General features: G+C 64.9%; 25 protein-coding genes. 16 read left to right on the plus strand and 9 right to left on the minus strand.

Features of this window, described 5'->3' with window-relative positions; all coding sequences use genetic code 11:
• Nucleotides 1–42 precede the first annotated feature (42 nt).
• On the plus strand, nt 43–414 hold the full coding sequence (locus tag E6C48_RS15680; protein WP_230978795.1) for a winged helix-turn-helix transcriptional regulator: 372 nt from the start codon (nt 43–45) through the stop codon (nt 412–414).
• Nucleotides 415–416: 2 nt separating this feature from the next.
• Here E6C48_RS15680 and E6C48_RS15685 read toward each other — a convergent pair whose 3' ends face one another.
• Nucleotides 417–815 (minus strand): acyl-CoA thioesterase, encoded by a 399-nt coding sequence (locus E6C48_RS15685; RefSeq protein WP_136358873.1) that lies wholly within the window; start codon nt 813–815, stop codon nt 417–419.
• Between the two features lie 179 nt (nt 816–994).
• Between E6C48_RS15685 and E6C48_RS15690 the strand changes: the two genes are divergently transcribed.
• Both E6C48_RS15690 and E6C48_RS15695 read left to right on the plus strand, forming a co-directional pair.
• Complete coding sequence (locus E6C48_RS15690) at nt 995–2,611, plus strand: GMC family oxidoreductase (RefSeq protein ID WP_136358875.1); 1,617 nt, start codon at nt 995–997, stop codon at nt 2,609–2,611.
• On the plus strand, nt 2,608–3,819 hold the full coding sequence (locus tag E6C48_RS15695) for a mandelate racemase/muconate lactonizing enzyme family protein (RefSeq protein ID WP_136358877.1): 1,212 nt from the start codon (nt 2,608–2,610) through the stop codon (nt 3,817–3,819). The genes E6C48_RS15690 and E6C48_RS15695 overlap by 4 nt, the downstream gene beginning before the upstream one ends.
• 58 nt (nt 3,820–3,877) lie before the next feature.
• Here E6C48_RS15695 and E6C48_RS15700 read toward each other — a convergent pair whose 3' ends face one another.
• Nucleotides 3,878–4,810: a diacylglycerol/lipid kinase family protein gene (locus E6C48_RS15700; protein WP_136358879.1), complete on the minus strand. Its 933-nt coding sequence runs from the start codon at nt 4,808–4,810 to the stop codon at nt 3,878–3,880.
• A gap of 651 nt (nt 4,811–5,461) precedes the next feature.
• Between E6C48_RS15700 and E6C48_RS15705 the strand changes: the two genes are divergently transcribed.
• The 3 genes from E6C48_RS15705 to E6C48_RS15715 all read left to right on the plus strand — a co-directional run bounded on the left by E6C48_RS15705 (nt 5,462) and on the right by E6C48_RS15715 (nt 8,669).
• Nucleotides 5,462–5,896, plus strand: a complete 435-nt coding sequence (locus E6C48_RS15705; RefSeq protein ID WP_136358881.1) for a DUF4383 domain-containing protein — start codon at nt 5,462–5,464, stop codon at nt 5,894–5,896.
• A gap of 6 nt (nt 5,897–5,902) precedes the next feature.
• Nucleotides 5,903–7,033, plus strand: a complete 1,131-nt coding sequence (locus tag E6C48_RS15710; protein ID WP_136358883.1) for a hypothetical protein — start codon at nt 5,903–5,905, stop codon at nt 7,031–7,033.
• 262 nt (nt 7,034–7,295) lie between these two features.
• Nucleotides 7,296–8,669, plus strand: a complete 1,374-nt coding sequence (locus tag E6C48_RS15715) for a coiled-coil domain-containing protein (RefSeq protein WP_136358885.1) — start codon at nt 7,296–7,298, stop codon at nt 8,667–8,669.
• A gap of 73 nt (nt 8,670–8,742) precedes the next feature.
• Here E6C48_RS15715 and E6C48_RS15720 read toward each other — a convergent pair whose 3' ends face one another.
• Both E6C48_RS15720 and E6C48_RS15725 read right to left on the minus strand, forming a co-directional pair.
• On the minus strand, nt 8,743–9,369 hold the full coding sequence (locus E6C48_RS15720) for a hypothetical protein (RefSeq protein WP_230978796.1): 627 nt from the start codon (nt 9,367–9,369) through the stop codon (nt 8,743–8,745).
• Complete coding sequence (locus E6C48_RS15725) at nt 9,366–10,997, minus strand: FAD-binding oxidoreductase (RefSeq protein ID WP_136358887.1); 1,632 nt, start codon at nt 10,995–10,997, stop codon at nt 9,366–9,368. The genes E6C48_RS15720 and E6C48_RS15725 overlap by 4 nt, the downstream gene beginning before the upstream one ends.
• A gap of 189 nt (nt 10,998–11,186) precedes the next feature.
• Here E6C48_RS15725 and E6C48_RS15730 point away from each other — a divergent pair, with 189 nt between their 5' ends.
• Nucleotides 11,187–11,444 (plus strand): SemiSWEET family sugar transporter, encoded by a 258-nt coding sequence (locus E6C48_RS15730; protein WP_230978797.1) that lies wholly within the window; start codon nt 11,187–11,189, stop codon nt 11,442–11,444.
• A 6-nt stretch (nt 11,445–11,450) separates the two neighbouring features.
• On the opposite strand, the gene E6C48_RS15735 is transcribed toward E6C48_RS15730, so the two are convergent.
• Nucleotides 11,451–12,626 (minus strand): CapA family protein, encoded by a 1,176-nt coding sequence (locus E6C48_RS15735; RefSeq protein WP_136358891.1) that lies wholly within the window; start codon nt 12,624–12,626, stop codon nt 11,451–11,453.
• Between the two features lie 190 nt (nt 12,627–12,816).
• Between E6C48_RS15735 and uvrB the strand changes: the two genes are divergently transcribed.
• The 4 genes from uvrB (at nt 12,817) to E6C48_RS15755 (ending at nt 17,427) form a co-directional block, all read left to right on the plus strand.
• Nucleotides 12,817–15,870, plus strand: a complete 3,054-nt coding sequence (gene uvrB / locus E6C48_RS15740; protein ID WP_136358893.1) for an excinuclease ABC subunit UvrB — start codon at nt 12,817–12,819, stop codon at nt 15,868–15,870.
• Between the two features lie 26 nt (nt 15,871–15,896).
• On the plus strand, nt 15,897–16,493 hold the full coding sequence (locus tag E6C48_RS15745) for a YdeI/OmpD-associated family protein (protein WP_136358895.1): 597 nt from the start codon (nt 15,897–15,899) through the stop codon (nt 16,491–16,493).
• 146 nt (nt 16,494–16,639) lie between these two features.
• Nucleotides 16,640–17,062 (plus strand): VOC family protein, encoded by a 423-nt coding sequence (locus E6C48_RS15750; RefSeq protein ID WP_136358897.1) that lies wholly within the window; start codon nt 16,640–16,642, stop codon nt 17,060–17,062.
• Nucleotides 17,063–17,073: 11 nt separating this feature from the next.
• Complete coding sequence (locus E6C48_RS15755; protein WP_136358899.1) at nt 17,074–17,427, plus strand: DUF1428 domain-containing protein; 354 nt, start codon at nt 17,074–17,076, stop codon at nt 17,425–17,427.
• Nucleotides 17,428–17,461: 34 nt separating this feature from the next.
• Here E6C48_RS15755 and E6C48_RS15760 read toward each other — a convergent pair whose 3' ends face one another.
• On the minus strand, nt 17,462–19,096 hold the full coding sequence (locus E6C48_RS15760; protein WP_136358901.1) for a tetratricopeptide repeat-containing sulfotransferase family protein: 1,635 nt from the start codon (nt 19,094–19,096) through the stop codon (nt 17,462–17,464).
• 548 nt (nt 19,097–19,644) lie between these two features.
• Here E6C48_RS15760 and E6C48_RS15765 point away from each other — a divergent pair.
• The 3 genes from E6C48_RS15765 (at nt 19,645) to E6C48_RS15775 (ending at nt 20,940) form a co-directional block, all read left to right on the plus strand.
• Complete coding sequence (locus E6C48_RS15765) at nt 19,645–19,857, plus strand: cold-shock protein (RefSeq protein ID WP_136358903.1); 213 nt, start codon at nt 19,645–19,647, stop codon at nt 19,855–19,857.
• 259 nt (nt 19,858–20,116) lie between these two features.
• Nucleotides 20,117–20,329: a cold-shock protein gene (locus tag E6C48_RS15770; protein ID WP_008877668.1), complete on the plus strand. Its 213-nt coding sequence runs from the start codon at nt 20,117–20,119 to the stop codon at nt 20,327–20,329.
• 182 nt (nt 20,330–20,511) lie between these two features.
• Nucleotides 20,512–20,940: a BA14K family protein gene (locus E6C48_RS15775; protein ID WP_136358905.1), complete on the plus strand. Its 429-nt coding sequence runs from the start codon at nt 20,512–20,514 to the stop codon at nt 20,938–20,940.
• Nucleotides 20,941–21,033: 93 nt separating this feature from the next.
• On the opposite strand, the gene E6C48_RS15780 is transcribed toward E6C48_RS15775, so the two are convergent.
• From E6C48_RS15780 to E6C48_RS15790, 3 genes are all read right to left on the minus strand, one after another.
• Nucleotides 21,034–21,672, minus strand: a complete 639-nt coding sequence (locus E6C48_RS15780; protein WP_136358907.1) for an MBL fold metallo-hydrolase — start codon at nt 21,670–21,672, stop codon at nt 21,034–21,036.
• Between the two features lie 111 nt (nt 21,673–21,783).
• Complete coding sequence (locus E6C48_RS15785) at nt 21,784–22,086, minus strand: hypothetical protein (protein ID WP_136358909.1); 303 nt, start codon at nt 22,084–22,086, stop codon at nt 21,784–21,786.
• Between the two features lie 144 nt (nt 22,087–22,230).
• Nucleotides 22,231–23,121: a branched-chain amino acid aminotransferase gene (locus tag E6C48_RS15790; protein WP_136358911.1), complete on the minus strand. Its 891-nt coding sequence runs from the start codon at nt 23,119–23,121 to the stop codon at nt 22,231–22,233.
• A gap of 232 nt (nt 23,122–23,353) precedes the next feature.
• Between E6C48_RS15790 and E6C48_RS15795 the strand changes: the two genes are divergently transcribed.
• Both E6C48_RS15795 and E6C48_RS15800 read left to right on the plus strand, forming a co-directional pair.
• Entirely contained in the window at nt 23,354–23,878 is a 525-nt protein-coding gene (locus E6C48_RS15795; protein ID WP_136358913.1) for a MarR family winged helix-turn-helix transcriptional regulator, read from the plus strand.
• Between the two features lie 17 nt (nt 23,879–23,895).
• Nucleotides 23,896–24,615 carry a response regulator gene (locus E6C48_RS15800; RefSeq protein WP_136358915.1) on the plus strand — a complete coding sequence of 240 codons (720 nt, stop codon included), beginning with the start codon at nt 23,896–23,898 and terminating at the stop codon, nt 24,613–24,615.
• Nucleotides 24,616–24,638: the final 23 nt, after the last annotated feature.

Genomic DNA, 24,638 nt, shown 5'->3' on the forward strand with positions numbered 1-24,638 from the left:
TATATGAGAGACCGGTCCAGCGAATTACAAGGAGGCACTTTTTTGAAATCGGGTCACCTTCATGCAACCGAGGACTGCCGCGCCGTTTCGGAAATCCTCCAGCGTATCGGCGACAAGTGGTCGCTGCTTGTGGTGCGCCGGCTGGGCGACGGGCCGATGCGCTTCAACGAACTGCGCGCCGCCGTCGGCGGCATCTCGCAAAAGATGCTGACTGTCACGCTGCGCACCCTGGAGCGCGACGGCTTCGTCACGCGCACCGTCTTCCCCACCATCCCACCGCGCGTCGACTACGAACTGACCGATCTCGGCCGGGAACTGGAAATACCGGTGCGAGGCCTCGCCGAATGGGCGATCGCCAACAGCGGCCGCATCAACGAGGCGCGGGCACGCTTCGATACGGCCGCGGCTGCCTGAGTTCAGCCTTCTGGCGGCACCGGCGTCGGCTTGCCGCCCTTGTCCAGCGCCACCATGACGAAATCGGCGTCGGTGACCTTTTCCATCAGGTCGGAAAGGTAGCGCTGCGCCCACGCCTCGACCTTGAGCACCATCGAGGTGCGGCCGACATGGGCGATGTGGGAGTAGATGCACAGCGTGTCGCCGATCTTCATCGGCTTGGCGAAGGCCATCTCCTTCACCGCCGCCGTCACCACGCGCCCCTTGGCGCGTTCGGCGGCGCGGATGCCGCAGGCAAGGTCCATCTGCGCCATCACCCAGCCGCCGAAGATGTCGCCTGCGGCATTGGCGTCGGAAGGCATGGCCAGCGTCCTCAGCGTCAGTTCGCCATGCGGCTTCGTGCCGTCCACGTAGTGCACCATACCGCCGAACCTCCCCTGCTGATTGTCTTCATGCCGTAGCCCTGTGACGAGGGGGCGTCAACGCCCGCTTCCTGACAGAAAGATCGTCGTATTTTTCACAAGCGGCGACGCAACCGCCGGTGACGCTGTGCGGCACCGTGTCTAGGCTGGCCGAAACCTCCGGAGCCGCCGTCGCGACCATGCAGACCTATGATTTCATCGTTGTCGGCTCCGGCTCGGCTGGCTCGGTGCTGGCCGAGCGGCTGTCGGCCTCGGGCCGCTTTTCGGTGCTGGTGCTGGAGGCCGGCGGCAGCGACCGGCGCTTCTATGTGCAGATGCCACTCGGCTACGGCAAGTGCTTCTTCGATCCTGCCGTCAACTGGAACTACAAGACCGAACCGGACCCCGGCCTGGCCGGCAACGCCGATCACTGGCCGCGCGGCAAAGTGCTGGGGGGGTCCTCTTCCATCAACGCCATGGTGTGGATCAGAGGCGCGCGCGAGGACTATGACGACTGGGCCGCCGAAGGCAATCCCGGCTGGGGCTGGGCCGACGTTCTGCCCGCCTTCAAGGCGATCGAGGACAATGCGACCGGTGCCGACGCCTGGCGCGGCGCCGGCGGACCGGTTCACGTCAGCCATTGCGAGAGCAATGTCCACCCGCTGACGAAACGCTACCTCGCCGCCGCTGAGCAGGCCGGCCTGCCGCTCAATCCCGATTTCAACGGCGCAGCACAGGAAGGCGTCGGCGTCTACCAGATCAACACCAAGGACGGCCGCCGCATGTCGGCGGCGCGCGCGTTCCTGCGGCCGGCGATGAAGCGCAGGAACGTCCGTGTCGAGACGAACGCGCTGGCGACGAAAATCCTGTTCGAGGGCAAGCGCGCCGTCGGCATCGAATATGAGCAGAACGGCAGGACGCATACCGCCCGAGCCGGCCGCGAGGTCATCCTCGCCGCCGGCTCGATCAACTCGCCGCAACTCCTGCAACTGTCCGGCATCGGGCCCGCCCCTCTCCTGCAAGGGCTGGGCATTCCGATGGTGCATGCCAACGCCAATGTCGGCGCCAATCTACAGGACCATGTCGGCATCAACTACACCTTCAAGGGCCGCACGGCGACGCTGAACCAGATCCTGCGTCCCTGGTGGGGCAAGGCGCTGGTCGGCGCGCAATATCTGCTGCTGCGCTCCGGCCCGTTGTCGCTGTCGATGAACAATGCCGGCGGCTTTTTCCGCACCGATCCGGGTCAGACGCGGCCGAACATGCAGCTCTATTTCCAGGCCTTCTCGACCGTCATCCCGAAGAATGGCGAGCGGCCGATTCTCTCGCCGGACCCGTGGCCGGGCTTCTCCATCGGCCTCTCCAACTGCCGGCCGTCGAGCCGCGGCGAGATCATGATCCGCACGAACAATCCGCGCGATTATCCGAGAATCGTCGCCAACGCGCTCTCCACCAACTCCGATGTCGAGGAGATGCTGGCGGCGGTGAAGTTCGTCCGCAGGATCGCCGCCATGCCGGCCATGGCCGACTACATCGTGGAGGAAATTCTGCCCGGTCCGTCAGTGACTTCCGACGACGACCTGATTCAGGATTTCAGGAAGCGCTCCGGCACCGTCTACCATCCGGTCTCGACCTGCCGCATGGGACCGGACGCCGGGCGCGCGGTGGTGGATGCGCGCCTGCGCGTGCACGGGCTCGAAGGCCTGCGCGTCATCGACGCCTCGGTCTTCCCCGGAAACATCACCGGCAACACCAACGCCCCGACGATCATGGTAGGCTGGAAGGGAGCCGAGATGGTGCTGGAGGACAATTCATGAAAATCACCGACGTCAAAACCTGGGTGGTCGGCAACCCGCCACCCGGCATCGGCGGCAAGTATTTCATCTTCGTCAGGTTGATGACAGATTCAAACGTCGTCGGCTATGGCGAGGCCTACAACGCCACCTTCTCCGCTCACGTCACCGCCCGCATGATCGAGGACATGGCCGAGCGCTATTTCGTCGGCCACGATCCGCACGCCATCGAGACCTTCTTCCGCCGCTGCTATTCCTCCGGCTTCACCCAGCGGCCGGATGTTTCCGCCATGGGCTGCTTCTCGGCGCTGGAAATGGCCTGCTGGGACATCATCGGCAAGGAGGCCGGCCAGCCCGTCTATCAACTGCTGGGTGGCAAGGTGCACGAAACGCTGCGCTCCTACACCTATCTCTACCCGCACACCGGCTCGGTCCACACCGAGGACGTCAGCGGCAAGAACGTCTACAACGATCCCGATCTCGCCGCCGAATGCGCTGCCCTTTACGTCGAGCAAGGTTTTAACGCGGTGAAACTCGATCCGGCCGGCCCCTATACCGCCTTCGACGGCCACCAGCCGCGCCTGATCGACATAGATCTGTCGGCCCGCATGCTGAAGGCGATTCGCGCGGCGGTCGGCACGAAGGCGGACATATTGTTCGGCACGCACGGCCAGTTCACGGCGTCGGGCGCGCTGCGCATGGCGCGGGCCATCGAACCCTACGATCCGCTTTGGTTCGAGGAACCGGTGCCACCGGATATGCCGGAAGTCATGGCCGAGGTCGCGCGGGGCACGAAAATCCCGATCGCCACCGGCGAGCGGCTGACGACGAAATTCGAATTCGCCCGCGTCATCGAGAGCCGTGCCGCCACCATCCTGCAACCCGACCTCGGCCGCTCCGGCGGTATCCTCGAAACCAAGAAGATCGCCGCCATGGCCGAGGCCTGGCACATCCAGGTCGCACCGCACTGCTATTGCGGCCCGATCGTCGGCGCGGCCAACATCCAGCTCGCCGCGACGCTGCCGAACTTCCTGATCCTCGAATCGCTGAAGCAGTGGGACGGCTTTCACGCCACGCTGCTGAAGAAAAAGATCGAGTGGCAGGACGGCCATGTCATTCCCTCGAAGGAGCCGGGCCTTGGCGTCGAACTCAATGAGGCCGTGTGCGAGGCGCATCCCTATGACGGCAAGGCCTTGCATCTGGAGATGATGCAGATGCCGCTGTTTCCTTGAAGCCAGCCATTTCAATGGCTTAGGCGGCGGTGCGGAATCGCGTCCGCAACGCCCTGAATCAATATCTGAGCATCAGCGCGCCGGGCAGCATCTCAAATGTCGCCGGGATTCGGCCGGGCGACTCGCCGTCGATATCGATCAGCGTCGCATCGCCGCCGCCAGCCGGTTCGACCACCACCTTTTTGCCGCGCAGGATGGTGATGGCCGGATGGTTGCGGTGCCGTCCGCCATAGACCAGCCTGAGGTCCCAGATCAGCTTCGCCTTGTTGGCGGCGCGCAGGATGACGATATCGAACTGGCCATCATGCAGATCGGCATCCGGCGCCACCATCATGCCGCCGCCGAAGAATTTTCCGTTGGCGACCGCCACCAATGCCACTCGGGCCTCGATCGGTTCGGTATCGTCGACCGTGATGCGAACGCTCCGGAACCGGTAGCGCACGAACTCCGCCACCGTGCGCCAGTAGAACAGTGCTTTCGCGCTGACGCGGCCCTTGCGCCTGTCGGCGTTGACCGCGCGGTCGGTGGCGCCCGACAGGCCGGCGCTGGCGATGTTGATGAAATGGCGGCTGGCCAGCGCGCCGTGATCGTCGATATAGGAAATGCGGCCGGCGTCGACCGCCCTGCCCTTTGCCATGGCAATGCGCTCGATCAGCGCGTCCAACTCGCGCGGCAGGCCGAGCCCGCGGGCGAAATCGATGCCGGTGCCGCAGGGCAACAGCGCCAGTTCGGCCGTGCGGCCCAGTTCGTCGACCGCCTGCAACAGGCCGTCCGCCGCCTCGCTGGCGGTGCCGTCGCCGCCAGCCGCGATCACCAGGTCGCAGCCTTGCGCGGCGAGGTCGAGCGCCAGCCGTTCCGCATCGCCCTCGGCCTGCGTCTCGCGCAGGTCGAAAGCGCCGAAATGCTTTTTCAGCGCGGCGGCGACCAGCGGCCACTCCCGCTTCAGCCTGCCGCCCCCGGCCACAGGGTTGAGAACGACCCCGACTTTCACCCGCGCCTTCCCCCGAGACCGCTCGCCATCTTTTGTCCCTGCGTCGGCGAAACCGCTCCGTTTATCCGAGATTCTGCGATTTACCACCGGATATGCCCGATAACCACTGTATCCACAGGCGCTCGCCGGTTTCCTCACGCGCTTCCGCAGCGTAACCTTCAACCATCTCAGGCGGCCACGGATCGCCCCGTCGCAAGACGGAAGACCACGAGGAACGCTTGAGCCCGTACGGCACGACGGAAAGCAGGCTTGCCTGCCGGAAGACGGAGCCGGGACCTGCGGGGCCGCTGAAAGCGTGCGAACGCCGATGGCGGGCCGATGAGAGCCATGAAGGCCGGTCAAGTCCTTCGATGGCGCGTTGTGGAAGCCCGCAAGGGCCGAAGCGGCGCGATCCGGACCGGAAACCGTCTTCGGACGGCATCCGCAAGGATCGTCAACATCAGGATCGCAATGGCGCGGACTCTTCGGACGACGCCGACAGACCGATCCGAATGTGACAGGGAGGCACCGGGAGCGATCCCGGTGCCGACTGTCTTTTGCGGCAGGCATCCGCCGATCCTCCCCCTTCCCCGCCGCAACCTGTGATAGGCGATGCCTTCACGAATCCGTGAAATCGGCTAGTATCCTCGGCACCCGCAGCGAGGATTCGCCATGACGCTCATCCAGAAACTCGCCGTCGCCTATGGCGTGCTGTTCTTCGCGGTCGTCGCTGTCGGCTACGTGCCGGCCTTCAACGACGCCTCCGGCAACCTGTTCGGGCTGTTCTCGCTGCAATGGTACGACGACCTGCTGCACGCTTTCTCCGGCGTCTGGGCGCTGGTCGCTGCTATGCTATCGCATCGCCAGTCGGTGTTCTATTTCAGGCTGTTCGGCTCGGTCTACCTGTTCGACGGCATCCTCGGCCTCGTCACCGGGTCGGGCTGTCTCGACGGCGGCATCTTCATCAACGGCTTCCGTTCCTTCGACGACATCGAGTTCCCGGTGCGGGTCTTCGCCAACCTGCCGCATATCGTCATCGGCGGCTTCGCGGTGTGGGTCGGCTTCGTGCTGGCCAAGCGGGTCGGCGATCGGCTCGCCGCGGCCTGAGCGGCGATGGTCCTGTTCCGCTGGCTCTGGCGCCTCGTCAAGCTGGCCATTTGGCTGGCGATCATCGTCGTGCTCATCCCGGTCGTCGGGCTGGGCTACGGTTTCCTGACCACGGGGTCTCCGGACGCGACGCCCCTTCCCGGCCTCGCCGACGGAGCGCCGCCCAAGGCGCTGGCAGCAAAGGTACGTGCCGAAATACCGGGCTACCAACGGCCGGAGGAATCGACCTACCTGACCTATCCGGAATGGGCCATCGTCTACGCCGCGCGCGAATACGCCGGCTACGTCCATGACAACCAACCGAGCGGTTTCCCCTACTGGTCCTACATCGGCCGCTTCTGGCAGGACTACGCCGCGGTGATCCGCGCCAGTTCGGCCTACCCGTTCAATTTCCAGAACCATCAGATGCTGGCCGTCATCGGCACCAGCCACACCATCGAACATGCAATCCAGTGGGCCTATGAGAACACCGTCGGCCGCGTCACCGAGCTGGCCGCCGGCCGCCGCACGGCGGCGGACACCTATCAGGCCAAGGTTGCCGCCGACTATGCCGCCTTCCTCGACCAGGTGCCGTGGTACGAGTTCCCCTACGCCGAAAAACGCGCGGGCCTGTTCGCCGTCGAACCCGCCGCCGGCGACGGCAGCGTGCGGCCGGGCGAGCGCAAGCTTGCCTTCGGCCTCGCCGACACCATCAAGCAGGGCTACGCCGACCTGATCAAGTCGGCGCTCGCCGCCACCGCCGACCCCGCCTTTCTCGATATCCACGTTTGGGCCACAGGACCTGTCGGCGAAGCCATCCGCAACGAGCCCGACACCGCGCTGGAGCGCGACCTTGGCGCCGACGGCGCCGTCTTCGTGACGAAACGCTACCAGGTCTTCACCGAGATGATCCCGCGCCTCATCGACAAAGGCGTTTCCTTCGTCGAGATCGGCGGCAACGACGTGATCATGGTAACAGTGCTCTCGGCCGACGCGATAGCCGTGCCGGAAGGCGCGCGCCAGCTTTTCGCCTATCGGCTTCCGGCCGATCCCGACCGCCGCCGCACCGGCATGGTCGTTGCCGTGCGCCGGCTGCATACGGTGCTGCCGGCGCTGGCCAAGGCCGGCGCGAGGCTGGAACACGTCTACGACTACTGAAGCGACATCCGCCCGCCGTAAGCGGCCAACCTCGCTCCGCGCTGACCTTCAGTATTACGAGTATATCTGGAAGAAACGGCAAAGACGCTGATGTAATGAGAGCGGCTCGGGCAGCCCGCCTTCTGGCGCTTACATTAGCGTCATTTACTATAACCGCAAGTCGTCGCGGCACCCCATTTCCAACCCATTGAAAGCATGTATGATTTATTAACAAATTATGAACGCCGGCGTTGCGACCGGTTGAAACAGGCAGGGCAGCGCGATGAATCTCGCCAACATCCTCACCCGCAAGAGCACCATGAAACGTGCCTTCGTCGCGCTCGAAAGCGACATGGACGACATACTGAAGGAGGAGTTCCTTTTGCCGGCGGAGATGGAGGAATCCCCCGCCGCCAGCGAGGACGCCGTAGCCGAATCCGTCGAGGATGCCGGCTGGAAGATGGCACACGAGGCCGAGCCCACCAACGGGGATGAAGGCCGCCCGAGCGAGGACGCTCCCCAGGAACGCATGACCGCCCATGCCCAGGCGCGCATTGCCGACATCGCCGCCTTCGAGGAGGCGCGCAGCGCCATGCAGGAACAGCTAGACGCCATCGGCGCCGCGCTGACCAAGATGCAGTCGTCGCACCGCCTCGACCGCGAATTCCTCGACGACTGCTATGCCGACGTGCGGCGCGCCAACGAGCTCGAACACGCGGCGGCGGCCCTGTCCTCCGAGAACCGCAAGCTCACCGACCGGCTGGACAAGCTGGAGAAGCTGCGCGGCCGCTACGAGCAGCTGGCCGAGGTGCTGAAGCGGCGCGAGGCCAAGGCGCTGGCCGAGGCCGAGCAGATGCGCGAGGAGCTCGCTTCCGCCCGCATCGAGGCGATCGACGCCCGCGGCGTCGCTTCGCGCGCCGAGATGGCGCAAAGCGACATGCACACCGCGCTCGCCGCCAAGAACAGCGAAGCCGAACGCTTCATGCGCGAGAACGAACTGTTGCGCGAGAAGAACGTCAGCCTGTCGCTCGACCTCGACAAGGCCTTGCAGCGGCAGGCCGAGACGCGTCGCAAGTTCGAGGACCTGTCATCGCTGCATGCGGGCGAGTCCGCGCGCATGGCCAAGATGGCCGCCCGGCTCGCCAGCGAGGAAAAGGAAGCGAACCGACTGCAGCAGTTCGCCGATTCGCTGGAGCAGAAGCTGATAGAGGCCAACGAGGCCGCCACCCGCCTCAACCGCGAAATGGACGAGCGCGAGGATATCTACCAGAGCGAGTTGCATGCCTTGCGCGCGGAGATCCAGAGCCTCGTCTCCCGTGTCCAGGCCGGAGTCTCCGACCAGAACGAGACGACGGCGGAGATCGCCGCGCTGAACGCCAGGCTGACGGAATCGGACACGCAGCGGGCATTCGCCGAACGCAAGCTGGCCGACACCATCGCCGAGACGCAGACCGAGAAGGCCCGGCAGTCGAGCCTGCACGAACGGCAGGTCAAGGAAATGCTGGCCAAGATCGAGACGTTGAACCGCACCGTTGCCTCGCTGAGGCAGCAGCGCACGGAAACGACCAACGGCAAGGGCGACCTGCCCGAGCCTTACGCGCCACGCTCGCGAGCCCGCGCCGCCGCCGGCCGCAAGCGCGCTCGCGCTTCCGTCTGACGTCTCCGGCGTCGGGTTCGACGTGGTCCCGACGCCCGGATATCGCGCGGTCGCCCCGGGAAGCCGCTTCGCTTTAGAAATCGATCGTCAGGCTTTGCCAGAACCGGTCGATCACCTGCTGGTCGGTGCTGGCGTTGTCGGCGTCGATGCGCGTGATGACCATCACGCCCTGATCGATCCCGCCATAGCCGAGAACCTCGTAGTCGACGCTCTCCGTGCGCGTCTTCACCGTCGCCTTGAGGCCGATCAGTTCCTTGCCGTCGGCCAGCCTGCGGCTCGCCTTTTGTTGCGTCAGTTCACCGCCGGCCTGCACCGTTTCCTTGGTCATTTCCTGCAGCATGAGCTGGTCGAGCGAGACGGGATTGACCGCGGCATAGTCCTGCACCACCACGACCGTGCCGACCGCCGTTGCCAGCAGGTGCTGGACGATAGTGTCCGATAGCTGCGTCTTCGTCACCGCCATCGTGCTCGGATGGACGAAGGAGAAGCGCTCGCCCGCATAAGTGGCGAATTCGTTGCGCTCCAACCGCGCCGTCACCTTGCGTCCGTCGGGCAGCGTGATCTCGGTGCTTTCGCCGGCATCGATATCGGCAGCAATCCCATCGACGGTCAGCCGATAGCCTTTCAGTGTATCGGCCTGTGCCGCCGACAGGCAGCAAGCGGCGGAGAGAAGAAAAGGAGCCAGCTTCATCCGCATCATGCGTTTCCCTTTCCGCCGCTGAGCGCTTTCAGGGCGCGATAGAAGGTCGAGGTGAACAGCTCGTCCGGGTCGATTTCCTTCTTCCTCGCCAGGAAGGCCGGCAGTTCCGGATAGGAGGCCAGAAGCTGCGCGCCGGTATAGTGGATCTGGTAGGGCAGGAAGAAGCGGCCGCGGTGCTTCAAGGTCGCGTCGATCAGAGCGCGGGTCAGCGCCCGCATTTGCCGGTTTCCTTCGTCGGTTGCCGGCTGGTTGATGTAGAGCACCAGCGAGAAGGCCGGCTCCGGTGCATAGGTCAGCGCCACGTCCTCCCTGTGGACGACGCGGATCGAGGCGTTGAGCAGTTGCAGGGGCTGCCCACGCAGGATTTCGCGCGCCTCGGCGATATAGGCGCCGTAGGCGGCGCGCGGCACGTAGTATTCGTGCAGGATGTCGGTGTCGCCGGCGAGATCGTTGAACAGGTAGGGCACGGAATCATGCATCGGGTTGTTGCGGGTGACGAGGCAAGCCTCGCCCTCGCCCATCGCCTCGGTGCGCGCCACCGTGCAGGCCTCGAAGCGCGGCTCGAGCGTCTTTTCGGTGAACCATTTCAGTTCCTGGAACAGCCCGCCCCATTTTGCCATGTTCATGATGAGGCGCTTGATGCCGACCGCGCCCGGCTCGCCGATCGGCGGCTGGTCGGCGGGCGGCTCGTCCGCGACCTTGTCGTAGCGATAGACGATCATGTCTTCGAGGAGGTTGCCCGGCGCGGTGGACAGATGGCCGTAGAACAGGCCGGTATCCCTGTCGGGCTCCAGCACGTCGGCGAAAAAGGCGGGAAAATCGTCGGATCGGATGATCTCGCGCGAGGTGCGGTAGACGGTGTTCTCGACGATATCCAGCGTCGCCTCCAGCACGACGCCGAACAGGCCGTAGCCGCCGACCACATGGCGGAACAGGTCGCCGTTCTCGTCACGCGAGCAGGTCGTTACCGAGCCGTTGGCCAGCATCACCTTGAGCGAACGGATCGACCCTGCCACCGATCCCGCCTGATGATCCATGCCATGCGCGTTGACGGACAGCGAGCCGCCGACGGAAAAGATATCGGTCGATTGCATCGCCTTCACCGCGAAGCGCGGATGCAACAGGTTCTGGATGTCGTGCCAGGTGGCGCCGGGCTGCACCGTCATGGCCATGGCATCGGCATCGACCGTCACGGCGTTGAAGGCGCGCATGTCGAGCACCAGCGCGTTGTCGTCGAAGGCCTGGCCGCCCATCGAGTGGCGCACCGCTGCAATCGAGACTTTCAGGCCGTTGGCGCGGGCGAAGGCGAGCGCCTGCGCGACATGCTCCTCGCTCGAAACCTCGATCACGCCGTAGACCGGCGTGCGGGACAGGCCGCTGGCGTCGTTGAGCATGCCGCCCTTGGCCAGCCATGGCAGCGACGGGTCGTAGGTGGGCTGAGCATCCAGCGGCTTGAGGGCCAGCGTCACGCCGTCGGCATCCAGGACGCGGCCGGCATCCTTGGCACCGGAAGGCCCGCGCATCAGCCGCGCCACCGTGTTGCCGCCCCACAGCACCGCGCCGCCCACCACGGTGGTCCCCAGAAGCATACGCCGGGACAGGCGGAAACGCTCGTGTTCCTCGATCATGCGGTCCCCTCGTGGAAGCCAATCGATAGCGCGCGCTTCCGCCAAAGGCCAGACCGCCCCGCCGGCCGCCGGGCCGTGAGAACCGGCCCGGTTCGATTGGGCCAGCACAAGCGTTGCCGCTTCACAGCGACGGGCAAATCTGGCATATCACGCGCCGCGCGGATGCGTGCCTTTCAGAAAGTCGCTGCCTTGAATCCCCTGTACGAACTCGTCGGCTCCCTCGCCGCGTGCATCACCACCCTTGCGTGGCTGCCACAGATCGTAAAAATCCTGCGTGAGCGACAGGCAAAGGACATTTCACTGGTCACCACCGCCGCGCTGGCCTCCGGCGTCTTCCTGTGGATCGTCTACGGCCTCGCCATCGGCTCGCTGCCGGTGATCCTCGCCAACACCGTCTCCTTCCTGTTCATCGCGGCCATCGTCGGCCTGAAGCTGCGCTTCGGCTAAAACGGCCTACGCCGCATCTTCGGCACCCATGACCGCCGCAAGCCGACGGACGACCTTGTCGCGCAACCGCACGTCCAGCGCCTCGACCGGCACCAGCCGCTCGCGCCCCGTCTCGCACAGACGAAAGAAGGGATGCATCCGGTAGCCGGCGATCCGGCCGCGCGTCGCCTCGTCGAGGCTGATGTCCACGGCAAGCACGGCGCCGATCCGCCCCGGCCAAGGCTGCCGCGCGAAGGCCGTGCCGAGGAGGTCGCCCAGCCCGTAGGCGACGAGCGCGCCGCCGATGCGCTCCAGCGGCTGCACGACATGGGCATGGCCGCCGACGATCAGTCCGGCGCCGGCTTGCGCCAGACGCCGCGCCAAAGCGCGGGTTTCGGCGCGGGGAAAGTGGCGGAACTCCCAGTCCCAGTGCGGCACCGCGCAGAGCAGGTCGCAGGCCTGCATGGTTTCGCGCGGCCATGAGGCCGGATCGGCCGTCACGTTGACGCGTCCTGCGAAATCGCTTTCCCCTGCATTACGCCATTGCGTGAAAGCCATAAATCCAACCGTCAGCGTCCCCCCACCCCTAGCCCCTCCCCGCAAGGGGGAGGGGGACTTGGGCGCGGCAGCTTCCCCTCCCCCTTGCGGGGAGGGGTTAGGGGTGGGGGTGCCTCGACGATATTGACCCTGGAACGATGCTGAGAGAAGGACGACCCTCGCCACCGGCTCGCCGGCCAAACCGATGGTGCGGATGCCCAGCCCGGCGAGCGCCTCCAGCGTCTCCCTAAATCCCTCCACGCCCTGATCCAGAGCGTGATTGTTGGCAATCGACAACACCAGCCTTTCGCGCACGATGCCCACGGCTTCCAAGGCCTCGCGGAGAAACCGCGCGGTCATGGCATGGCGGATGCCCAGCCGCGTGCCGAGCCCGAAGCGCGGCCGCTCGACCACCGGGCTCTCGCAATTGCCGACGACGAGATCGGCCGAGGCGAACAGGTCGCGAAGTGCCGGATCGACGGTCGGCGCCGTACGGTTCGCCACCGCGGAAAGGTCGCCGGCGAACAACAGCCGTGCCGTATGGCGGGGCACCGGCTCGATCCATTCGGCCTGGCGTGCCGCAAAGCCCTTCCGGTCGCCGGCCAGCGACGGGCTCAAAAAGCGCGGCAGCCAGGAAAGCTTGTAGGAAAGCGGAAAATTCGACACGAAGCGCCCGGGTTTTTGCCTGTGTTAAACCGTCGCCGGTCGGTGGTGAAGCAGGCCGCGACAGATTCAGTGACCGCCCCCAAACTTGCCGCCTCTTCCTGACAGCCTGCTGTCAGGAAGAGGCGCGGCGCTGCCCCGGCCGATCCACTCGGCTCTTTCCATTTGCTCGGACTCCACCCATATTCGGCGCATGGCCAAATCTCCCGAGAAGACGACGCGCCCGGCGCAGGACGATCGCATGCCACCGCGCAAGCGCGGCAACGCCGTGACCGACTATCTGGACGCCTCCGAGCCGCTGGAGCGCAAGGGCTTCGCCGAAGCGCGGCAGGCCGAGTTCACCGGCGCCCCGCTGTCCGGCTCGATTTCGGATTGGGCCGAGCAGATTTCGCGCGAAGCCGAGCGGGACGGGCAGGTGGTCGAAGAGCGTCCATCCAAGGCGAAGCCTTCGAAGAAAGTCCCCGAACGCTCCGCCTCCCCTACCCGCACCGCGCGCGGTACCTCCATGGGCGGCGCGGCTTCGGCCAAGGAGCGCGCGGCCGCGGGGCTGAACCCCGTCGCCGGCCTCGATATTGCGCTGGAAGACGCCGAGACGCTTTCCAACACCGGCGTCACCGCCACGGTGAAGGCGCTGGCCGACCTGATCGAGAGCGGCAACCCGCTGCACAAGAACGGCGTGTTGTGGACGCCGCATCGCCCCGAGCGTCCGGAGAAATCCGAAGGCGGCATCGCCATCAGGATGGAGTCGGATTTCCAGCCGGCTGGCGACCAGCCAACCGCCATCAAAGACCTCGTCGAGGGCGTCGCCAACGAGGACCGCACGCAGGTGCTGCTCGGCGTCACCGGCTCGGGCAAGACCTTCACCATGGCCAAGGTGATCGAGGAGACGCAGCGCCCTGCCCTGATCCTCGCGCCGAACAAGACGCTGGCCGCCCAGCTCTATGCCGAATTCAAGAAATTCTTCCCGAACAACGCGGTCGAGTATTTCGTCTCGTACTACGACTACTACCAGCCGGAAGCCTACGTCCCGCGCACCGACACCTATATCGAGAAGGAATCCTCCATCAACGAGCAGATCGACCGCATGCGCCATTCGGCGACGCGCTCGCTGCTGGAGCGCGACGACGTCATCATCGTCGCCTCGGTATCGTGCATCTACGGTATCGGCTCGGTCGAGACCTATACGGCGATGACCTTCCAGATGACCATCGGCGACCGCCTCGACCAGCGGCAACTGCTCGCCGACCTCGTCGCCCAGCAGTACAAGCGCCAAGACGCCAATTTCGTGCGCGGCTCGTTCCGGGTGCGCGGCGACACCATTGAGATATTCCCGGCCCACCTCGAGGATCGCGCCTGGCGCATCTCGATGTTCGGCGACGAGATCGAGCAGATCACCGAGTTCGACCCATTGACCGGCCAGAAGACCGGCGACCTGAAGTCGGTCAAGATCTACGCCAATTCGCACTACGTGACGCCGCGCCCGACGTTGAATCAGGCCATCAAGTCCATCAAGGAAGAATTGCAGCACCGCCTGCAAGAGCTTGAAAAGGCTGGCCGCCTGTTGGAGGCACAGCGGCTGGAGCAGCGCACCCGCTTCGACCTGGAGATGTTGGAGGCGACCGGCTCCTGCGCCGGCATCGAGAACTATTCGCGCTATCTCACCGGCCGCAATCCCGGCGATCCGCCGCCGACGCTTTTCGAGTACGTGCCGGACAACGCGCTGATCTTCGTCGACGAAAGCCACGTCACCATCCCGCAGATCGGTGGCATGTACCGGGGCGACTTCCGCCGCAAGGCGACGCTGGCCGAATACGGCTTCCGCCTGCCCTCCTGCATGGACAACAGGCCGTTGCGCTTCGAGGAATGGGACGCCATGCGCCCGCTCACCGTCGGGGTGTCGGCGACGCCCGGCGGCTGGGAACTGGAGCAATCCGGCGGCGTCTTCGCCGAGCAGGTCATCCGCCCGACCGGCCTGATCGACCCGCCGGTCGAGGTGCGCCCGGCCAAGAGCCAGGTGGACGACGTCGTCGGCGAGATCCGCGAGACAACGAAGAAGGGTTATCGCACGCTCTGCACGGTGCTGACCAAGCGCATGGCCGAGGACCTGACCGAATACCTGCATGAGCAGGGCATCCGCGTGCGCTATATGCACTCCGACATCGACACGCTGGAGCGCATCGAGATTTTGCGCGACCTGCGCCTCGGCGCGTTCGACGTGCTGGTCGGCATCAACCTCTTGCGCGAGGGCCTCGACATTCCCGAGTGCGGCTTCGTCGCCATCCTCGACGCCGACAAGGAAGGATTTCTCCGCTCCGAAACCTCGCTGATCCAGACCATCGGCCGCGCCGCGCGCAACGTCGACGGCAAGGTCATCCTCTACGCCGACCAGATCACCGGCTCGATGGAGCGGGCCATGGCGGAGACCAACCGCCGGCGAGAAAAGCAGCTCGAATACAACGAGGCCAACGGCATCACGCCGGAAAGCGTGAAGTCGCGCATCGCCGACATCCTGGACTCGGTCTACGAAAAGGATCACGTCCGCGCCGACATCTCGCAGTTCACCGACGATGCCGGCCAGATGATGGGCAACAACCTCAAGGCGCATCTGGAGCACCTCAACAAGAAGATGCGCGACGCCGCCGCCGACCTCAATTTCGAGGAAGCCGCGCGCCTGCGCGACGAGATCAAGCGGCTCACCGAACTGGAATTGCAGATTTCAGACGATCCGCTGGCGAAATACGCCGAGAGCGAAAGCCCGGTTTCCGGCCGCGAGAAGGGCAAGCACAACAAGGGCCGCGAGCGGCACCGGACAGTGGACGACAGCGCGACCGACGCCTCTCTTTTCCGCAAGCCGCAGCTAGACGAAATGGGCGCGGACGGCGCCAAGCCACTCGGCAAATCGCTGTTCCAGAAGCCGCATATCGACCACATGGGTCCCGGCACCGACATGCCGACGCCGGCCGGCGCGGTCTCGCGCTCGCTGTTCAAGAAGCAGTCGGCACAGGAGGCGCATGGTTCGGACTACGGAGTGCCCGGCGAAAACAAACCCTCGCTGTTCCGCAAGAACTCGCTGGACGAAATGACCGTGCGACGCACGGAAAAGCCGGTCGAAGGCGTGAAGCCGGCGAAGCCGGAAGACGTCAAGCCGATCAAGCGCGAGCGCGCCGGCGTCGGCTCCTACGAAGACGCCGGCGACCAGCGCCGGCAGACCCGCCGGCCGAAGAAGAGCGGTCGGCCCGGCCATTGATCCGATTGCGCGGAAAGTCACCGTCCATGGCGCCTGTCAAGGTCGATCCATCCAGGATTCATGAATTTGCCGACGCTGCCGCGTTTTATGCCTGGCTCGGCAAGCACCATCACAGCGAAGACGAAGTCTGGATCAAGATTCACAAGGTGGGTTCAGGCCTCGAATCCATCAGCCCGATGGAGGCCATCGAGGTCGCGCTGTGCTGGGGATGGATCGACGCCATCCGCAAGGGGCATGACGAGAAGAGTTTCCTGCAACGCTACACGCCGCGCGGCAAGAAGAGCACCTGGAGCCAGATCAACGTCGACAACGTCGCCCGTCTTATCGAAGAAGGCAGGATGACGGAGCATGGCTTGCGGCAGGTCGAAGCCGCCAAGGCCGACGGGCGCTGGGATCGCGCCTACAACAGCAAGACCATGACGATTCCCGACGATCTTCAGGCCGCGATCGACGCAGAGCCGGACGCAAGCGCGATGCTCGCCACTTTGAGCGCACAGAACCGCTTCGCGCTTGCCTTCCGCATGCATCAGACAAAGACCGAAGCGGGCCGAAGCAAGAAGATTACCGCCTTCGTCGACATGCTGAAGCGCGGCGAGACGATCTATCCGCAGGGAAAGAAATAGCCGGATAGTCCTTGTGCAGTCGGATATTGCCTGCCGGATTCGGCTTTCGGCGGGGGCATCGACTCGAAAATTTTTCGGCCGCCTTGTCGGCATGCCGCTTCGTCGTTCGTCCTTTGCACGCAACCGCGACAAGAGAGGAACAGACAATGACCGAACAGTCCCCCCAGGCCGCGCAGGTTCTCGGCGGCTTGACGCCCTATCTCGGCATCGACGGCGCGACGAAAGCAGCCGCCTTCTATGAAAAGGCTTTCGGCGCTGACCGGGTCTTCGCCTATCCGCCCGACGAGCAGGGCCGCACCATGCACATCCACCTTCACGTCAACGGCTCCAGCCTGATGCTCGGCGATTTCTATCCCGAGCACGGCCACCCGGTGAAGGCCGTGCAGGCCTGTACCATGCAGCTTCACCTGACCGAGGAAAACATCGACGAATGGTGGCAGCGCGCCGTCGACGCCGGTTGCGAGGTCACCACGCCGCTCCAGGTGATGTTCTGGGGCGACCGCTGGGGCGCGCTGCGCGATCCCTTCGGCGTCGAATGGGCCATGAACGCGCCCGTCAAGGCCAAGTGAGGAGAAGACAGATGTCCTATGTCGATGGATTCCTGATCGCGCTGCCCAAGGCGAATATTGAGGCTTACAGGAAGATGGCCGAGCTCGGTCGCGAGGTCTGGATGAGCCATGGCGCGCTCGCCTATGCCGAATGCCTGGCCGACGACGTCTCCTATGGGGAATTGACCTCGTTCCCGCGCGCCGTCCAGGCGAAAGAGGACGAGACGGTCGTGTTCTCGTGGATCGTCTATCGCGACCGCGCGCACCGGGACGATGTCAACAGCAAGGTGATGAACGACCCGCGTATGGCCGGGGCTATGAATGATGCGCCCTTCGACGGCAAGCGCATGATCTTTGGCGGTTTCGAGATGGTCGTGGAATCATAGGCCTTCGTCCCTTCCTGTGGGGAGGGAACCGAACCTACTTCAGCCGCCCGATCAGCGGCTGAAGGCTGTCGCCGTACTGCTTCCACAGGTCGACCGAGCCCTTGTACATCGGCTGGCGCACCTGCGCGGCGGAAGCCGTGCGCACCTGGCGGTCAGCCTTGTGGAAGGCAAGCACGGCATCGTCCCACGGCAGGCCGAGCCAGTCGATCAGCGCCCGCGACTGGCCTTCCTGGTCGGCGACGAAATCCTCGTAGCGCACGTCATGGACGACGCCGGGCAGCACCGTGCGCCAGTGCTCCATCAGGTCCACGTAGAGGTTGTGGAAGTCGGCCAGTTCGGCGAGATCGTAGCCGTAGCGATGCCCGTCGCCACGGAAGTTGGTCTTGAAGATCGACAGGCAGGTCGCCACCGCATTGCGGGCGCAGTGCACGATCTTCGCTTTCGGCAACATCATGTGCAGGAACCCGACCAGGAGGAAGTTGCCCGGCATCTTGTCGGTGACGTGCCGATAGCCCGGATAGCGTTTGGTCAGCATGTCGAGATAGTCGTGGCCGGCATCGGCGAAAGCCTTGTCCGGCATCGTGGCGATACCGGCCGGAAAGCCGCCCTTCATGTCGAGCGGAAAGCCCTTGCCCACCGCCGATCGCAGAATTGTCAGCTCGCCCGCACCGAAAACCTGCGGATGACTGGCGATGATCTGCTCGATCAGGGTCGTGCCGGACCGCGGCATGCCAACGACGAAGATCGGCGTGTCGTCGGAAATGGCGCTCGGCTTGCGCCGGTCGAAGAAATCCTTCGTGAAGGTCGCCTTCATGGCCGCGAATTCGGCCCGTGTCCGGTCACCGTCGTAAGCCATCTCCTTGCGGCGGATCGCATTGCCCTCGAGGAAGAACCCGAAAGCCCGGCCGTAATCCTTCAGGTCGTCATGCGCCTTGCCGAGGCCGAAGGAAAGCTGCATGCGCGCCTGGCTGTCGGCCGGTGCCTTGTCGTGCGCGGCCGTCATCGCACTCAGCTCGCCGTCGCCTTCTCGCTGCGGCTTGACCTGCGCCAGCAACTGCCAGGACACCGCACGCGTGGCGTCGACGGCAAGCGCGGCGCGGAAATGCTCGGCAGCGCCGGCAAGGTCGCCCTTCTCCATCAGCGCGACGCCCATGCCGTGCAGCACTTCCGCATCCTTCGGCCGGATCGACAGCGCTTCGCGGAAAACCGCCAGCGCCTCGTCGATATGACCGGTTTCCTGCAACGTGTCGGCGAGACCGATCCGCGCCCGGATATGGAAAGGGTGGCGGCCGATCGTCGCCCGCAACACCTCCTTGGCGGCATCGAAGCGGCCAAGCTGTCTTTCGACCGAAGCGAGATTGTCGCGCGCCGCCAGGTTGTCCGGTTTGAGAGCGACCGCCTTGCGGAACTGGTCGGCGGCGGCGTTCGTATGGCCGAGGTCGCGTAGGACCGTGCCCAGATTGTTGAGGAAGTCGGCGTTGCCCGGCTGCGCGCGCACCGAGCGCTGCATGAGCGCCAATCCATCGGCGCTGCGCCCGCTCTGATGCAGCAGCAAGCCGAGGAAATGCAGCGCCGGCGCATGACCGGCGCGCGCATCGAGCACCTTACGGTACAGCGCCTCGGCTTCCGTCAGGCGGCCGGCCTGGTGCAGAGCCAGGGCCTGCCGCACGTGTTGGTCGAGATCGCCGCCGCGCGGCGGCTGCCCGCCCGCCCGCCCTGCTCCGCCCTGCCTTTGCGATATCCTGCTGATGGCACACCTGCCTGGACTTGTTTGCGCTGATGCGGCGTAAGACAAGGCGCGAGACGATGCAAGGCCGCAGGCCGACCTCGCGTCCTTCGGCAAGGCCCACCGTGCGGGTAAAGCGCGCCCGGAAAGCAGGCCTGTACCTATCCTTGCCATGCCCGTGGCCGATGACCCGCGCCTCGGTCGGGCGTATCGCCCGGTATAGCGTTGGGCGGCGCTTGAATGCGCGTCTGCGAGGGTTGTCTTGCCACGCTCACATTTCCGTGCAATAAATTCAGTGTTCGGGCATTTGCGACCCGGAGACTGGAACGTTTGAACGCCCCTTTCCCCGATATGTGTGAATCTCTGACGGCCCCGTCTTTCGGCGGGGGGTTTGACCGTGCGCGAATGCACGACCGCCGAAGCCACCACCGGACCTGCCGCAAGCCAGGCGCCAGGACCACCAGACTGAACGGGTGAAGGAGTTCCCCCAGATGGCCCAGACCGGCACCGTAAAATTCTTCAACACCACCAAAGGCTTCGGCTTCATCACGCCGGACGATGGCGCGAAGGACGTGTTCGTCCACATCTCCGCCATCGAGGCTTCGGGCCTGCGCACCCTGATCGACGGCCAGAAGGTGACCTTCGACGTCGAGCCGGATCGCATGGGCAAGGGCCCCAAGGCGGTCAATCTGCGCGCGGCGTAATTCCGCCCGGACCTGCATGAGTTTCGGAAAGGCGCGGCGGCTTCGTCGCGCCTTTTTGCTTGCCATGACCGGCAGCGTCGCCACCGCGCCGGATCGCCATGGGCGTCCGCCGTGTTCTGGCAACCCGCCCTGATCCGCCGTCGAGCTGGAGCGAATCGCAAAAGTTTTTCTTGCCGAGCCCGTCAAAATAAACGACAAATTTCCCCTTCGGGTTTTTCGGGACCCGGAAAGATGACTGATGGGATCAGAGGAGCTTCCCATGCCGCAGACCGGCACCGTCAAATTCTTCAATCATGCCAAGGGTTTCGGTTTCATCACGCCGGACGATGGAGCCAAGGACGTCTTCGTCCACATCTCGGCTGTACAGGCGTCAGGGCTTCCCGGTCTGGAAGATGGACAGAAGGTGACCTTCGACACCGAGCCGGACAAGCGCGGCAAAGGCCCCAAGGCGGTCAACCTGTCCGTCGGCTGACCGGCCGCTCCGAACAGCCGTCGAAAACGCCGCCGCCGGCGCAATCGACACCGGCGCCGGACACCGGCCCCCGTTTCGTTCAGCCACCGTTCAGCCACGGTCTCCTATTACATTCGTGTAGAAACCGGCCGCGACCTGCCTGCCCCATCAGGCATCGGCGAGCCGGCACGAAGGAGACTGTCATGAACGGATTTGCCAAAACCGCAGTGGTGTCCGTGGCCCTCGCGGCGACGGCCATGGCCACGCTTCCTGCACAAGCCGGCGACTGGCGTTGGCGTCATCATCATCACGGCGGCGGTGACGCGGTCGCTGCCGGCATCGTCGGCCTTGCCGCTGGCGCGCTGATCGGCGGCGCGCTCGCATCGCAGCCGCCTCCGCCGCGCGACTATTACTATGACGACTATGGCGAACCGGCCTATGTGGTGCGCCGCCGGCCCGTCCTGCGCCCCGCCCCGGTCCGCAACTATCCGATCGTCACCTATCGCGGCGGCATCGAGCCGTGGACCCGCAGCTGGTACGAATACTGCTCGGATCGCTATCGCAGCTTCGACGCCCGCACCGGCACCTTCACCGGTTACGACGGCGAGCAGCATTTCTGCGTCGCCAACTGACAGGGCGCATCGACGCCGGAGGTTCCCTGCCTCAAGAAAAGCGCCGTCTTCCCGACGGCGTTTTTTCGTTCCGGCCTGCGGTTTCGCCGGACCTCACACCAGGAACGGATTGCCGCGCCGTTCCTCGCCGAAACGCCCGCCCGGCCCGTGCCCGCACAGGAAGCCGATATCGTCGCCGAGCGGCAGGAGCTTTTCCTTGATCGAGGCCATCAACGCCGCATGGTCGCCGCCCGGCAGGTCGGTGCGCCCGACCGATCCATGGAAAAGCACGTCGCCGACATGCGCGAAACCGGCGGCGCGGTTGTAGAAGACGACATGGCCCGGCGCGTGACCAGGGCAGTGCAGCACCTCGAAGACATGGTCGCCGAAGGAAACCGTCTCGCCTTCCGAAAGGAACCGGTCGGGCACGCAATTGCGCACGCCCGCCATGCCGTAGCGGCTCGCCTGCGTCTCGAGGTTGTCGAGCAGGAACTTGTCGGCCTCGTGCGGGCCGACGATGTCGACGCCGAGCGCCTCCTTCAGTTCCATCGCCCCGCCCGCATGGTCGATATGACCATGGGTGATCCAGATCGCCTCGGCGGTGATGCCGTTGTCCTTGAGTGCGGCCAGGATGCGCTCGACGTCCCCACCCGGATCGACGACGACGCCGCGCTTGGTCTCGGCGTCGAACAGGATGGCGCAATTCTGCTGGAATAGCGTGACCGGCACGATGCCGGCGTTGAGCTGACCCATGATGACCTTTCACCGTTTCCCCGGTGATGTAGCCGCGACTGCGGCCGGAAACCAGAGCCGAAACGAAAATGGGCGGCCGAAGCCGCCCATGCCGCATCGAGTTGTGATCGCTTACTTCTTCATGGAGTTCATGACCGCACCGACGATGGCGGTCAGAATGGCACCGCCGCCGAGACCACCGACGATGTTCTCGACGTTGAACGAGCCGCCGCTGACCGCGCCGGCAACCGCAGCCGGGTCGATACCGGCGTTCATGAGCTTGCCGAGGATCGCGCCGCCGGCGACACCGCCGATCGCGCCGCTGAGAATCTTCGGAAGCTGGCTCATCGCCGCCTGCTTGATGGCCGCTCCGACGGCCTGGCCGCCGATGATGCCGGTGACGACCTGCACAATGATGGGAAGTAGCGTTTCCATGATCGTAGTCCCTCCAAAGCCGCCAGCCTCCCTGGCGATGCGCACATGAGACGCCGAATTCGTCGAAAGTCAAATGTCGAAACGATGAAACAGGAAAGGCGGCCGAAGGGCCGCCTTATCCAACTGAAAAATCGAAGTTTTCTGCTATTCCGCGGCGATCGCGTGCTTCGGCTGCACCGCTGCCGTATAGTCGTTCATCAGCGTCTTGGCGATCTCGCCGACCTCGAATCGATACGGCCCGATCTCCGACACCGGCGTGACCTCGGCCGCCGTGCCGGTCAGGAAGCACTGCTCGAAGCCTTCCAGTTCCTCCGGCATGATCGCCCGCTCGACCACGTCCAGGCCGCGCGCCTTCGCCAGGCCGATCACCGTGCGCCGCGTGATGCCGTCGAGGAAGCAGTCCGGTGTCGGCGTGTGCACCTTGCCGTCCTTGACGAAGAAGATGTTGGCGCCGGTCGCCTCGGCGACCTGGCCGCGCCAGTCCAGCATCATGGCGTCCGCATAGCCCTTGGCCTCGGCGGCATGCTTGGAGATGGTGCAGATCATGTAGAGGCCTGCGGCCTTCGACTTCGACGGCGCGGTGCGCGGGTCGGGCCGGCGGTACTCGGCGAGATCGAGCCGGATGCCCTTGAGCTTCTGCGCCGGGTCGAAATAGCTCGGCCACTGCCAGATGGCGATGGCGACGTTGATGCGGTTGTTCTGCGCCGAAACGCCCATCTGTTCGCTGCCGCGGAAGGCGATGGGGCGCACATAGGCGTCCTTGAAGCCCTGCTTCTTGAGCAGTTCGCGGCAGGCGTCGTCGATTTCGGCGACCGAATAGGGAACGGTGAAACCGAGGATGCGCGCCGATTCATGCAGGCGCTCGGTATGCTCGGTGAGCTTGAAGATCTCGCCGCCGTAAGCGCGCTCGCCCTCGAACACGGCGCTGGCATAGTGCAGGCCATGCGTGAGCACATGAATCTTGGCGTCCGCCCATTTGACGAACTCGCCGTTCATCCAGATGAAACCTTCAAGCTGGTCGAAGGAAACTGCCATTTTTACCTCCCGCGGGAGCCGCCCGCTTGCCATGGTGTTACGTTCAGTCGCGTCGAGCGGCCGGAAAGAGCGTAGGCCCGGATTGGCGGCGTGGCAAACTCAGGAAACGTCGAAAATCCCGCGCCGCCTTGCCTTTTCGTTCACAATCGGCCCTAAAGCTTGTCAAAAATTATCACCGCCGGCGAATTACGTCAATAGTGCTGACATAATTTGCTGCTCAAATGGAACTCCCATGACCGCCAGCATGTCAGAAGCCATAGAACCGATCCGGACCGCCGTCGTCGACGAGGACGGCATCGACTTCGCTCTGATCGAGCTTTTCTTCTTCGCCTATCGCGACTTCACCTCGGACCCCGACGAGATCCTGGCCGACTACGGCTTCGGCCGCGCCCATCACCGCGTGCTGCACTTCGTCAACCGGCGTCCCGGCCTGACGGTCGCCGAACTGCTGGACGTCCTCAAGATCACCAAGCAGTCGCTGGCGCGCGTGCTGAAGCAGCTCATCGACACCGGCCACATCGTTCAGGTGCAGGGGCCGCGCGACCGCCGCCAGCGCGAACTCTATCCCACCGCCAAGGGCCGTGCGCTTGCCCTCGACCTCGCGCGGCCACAGTCGCGCCGCATCGCTCAGGCATTGCAGGATTCCGGACAGGGCTTCGACGTCTCCGAAAGGGCTTGCGTGGAGCGTTTCCTGAAAGCGATGGTCAATCCGGAACTAAGAGCGCAGATTGACATTCTGCCCCATGAATCACGATGAACGACCGGGATACTGCCATGGAAAGCAATGAAAGCGCCGAGCGCTCGACCGCACCGGATGACGACGCCCCGCACCTTCTCGTGGTCGACGACGACACCCGCATCCGCAACCTCTTGAAGCAATACCTGACCGAGAACGGCTTCCGCGTCACCGTCGCCGGCAATTCCGACGAGGCGCGCCGCAAGCTTGTCGGACTGGATTTCGACATGCTGATCCTCGACGTCATGATGCCGGGCGAGAGCGGCGTCGAGCTGACGAAGGCGCTGCGGGCGCAGAAGGACGTGCCGATCCTCATGCTGACGGCCCTGTCGGAAACGGACAGTCGCGTCACCGGGCTGGAAGCGGGAGCCGACGACTACCTGCCCAAGCCTTTCGATCCGCGCGAACTGATCCTGCGCATCAACAACATCCTGCGCCGCGGCGGCCCGGCGGCGACGCCCAAGGTCGAGCAGCTCGTTTTCGGCCCCTATACCTTCCAGATCGCCAAGCGCGAACTGAAGCGCGGCGGCGAAGCGCTGAAGCTGACCGACCGCGAGCAGGAGATTCTTGCCATCTTTGCCGCCCGCGCCGGGGAGACCATCCCGCGCCACGAACTGGTGGGCGACGATTCGGAAGTCGGCGAACGCACTATCGACGTGCAGATCAACCGGCTGCGCCGCAAGATCGAGCGCGATCCGTCCAATCCGGTCTGGCTGCAGACCGTGCGCGGTATTGGGTATCGGCTGAGCGTGGAATAGAATGGGCGCCGGCGGCGGGACCG

Origin of the sequence: Ollibium composti, assembly GCF_004801285.1 — a bacterium.
GTDB classification, from domain to species: domain Bacteria; phylum Pseudomonadota; class Alphaproteobacteria; order Rhizobiales; family Rhizobiaceae; genus Mesorhizobium; species Mesorhizobium composti.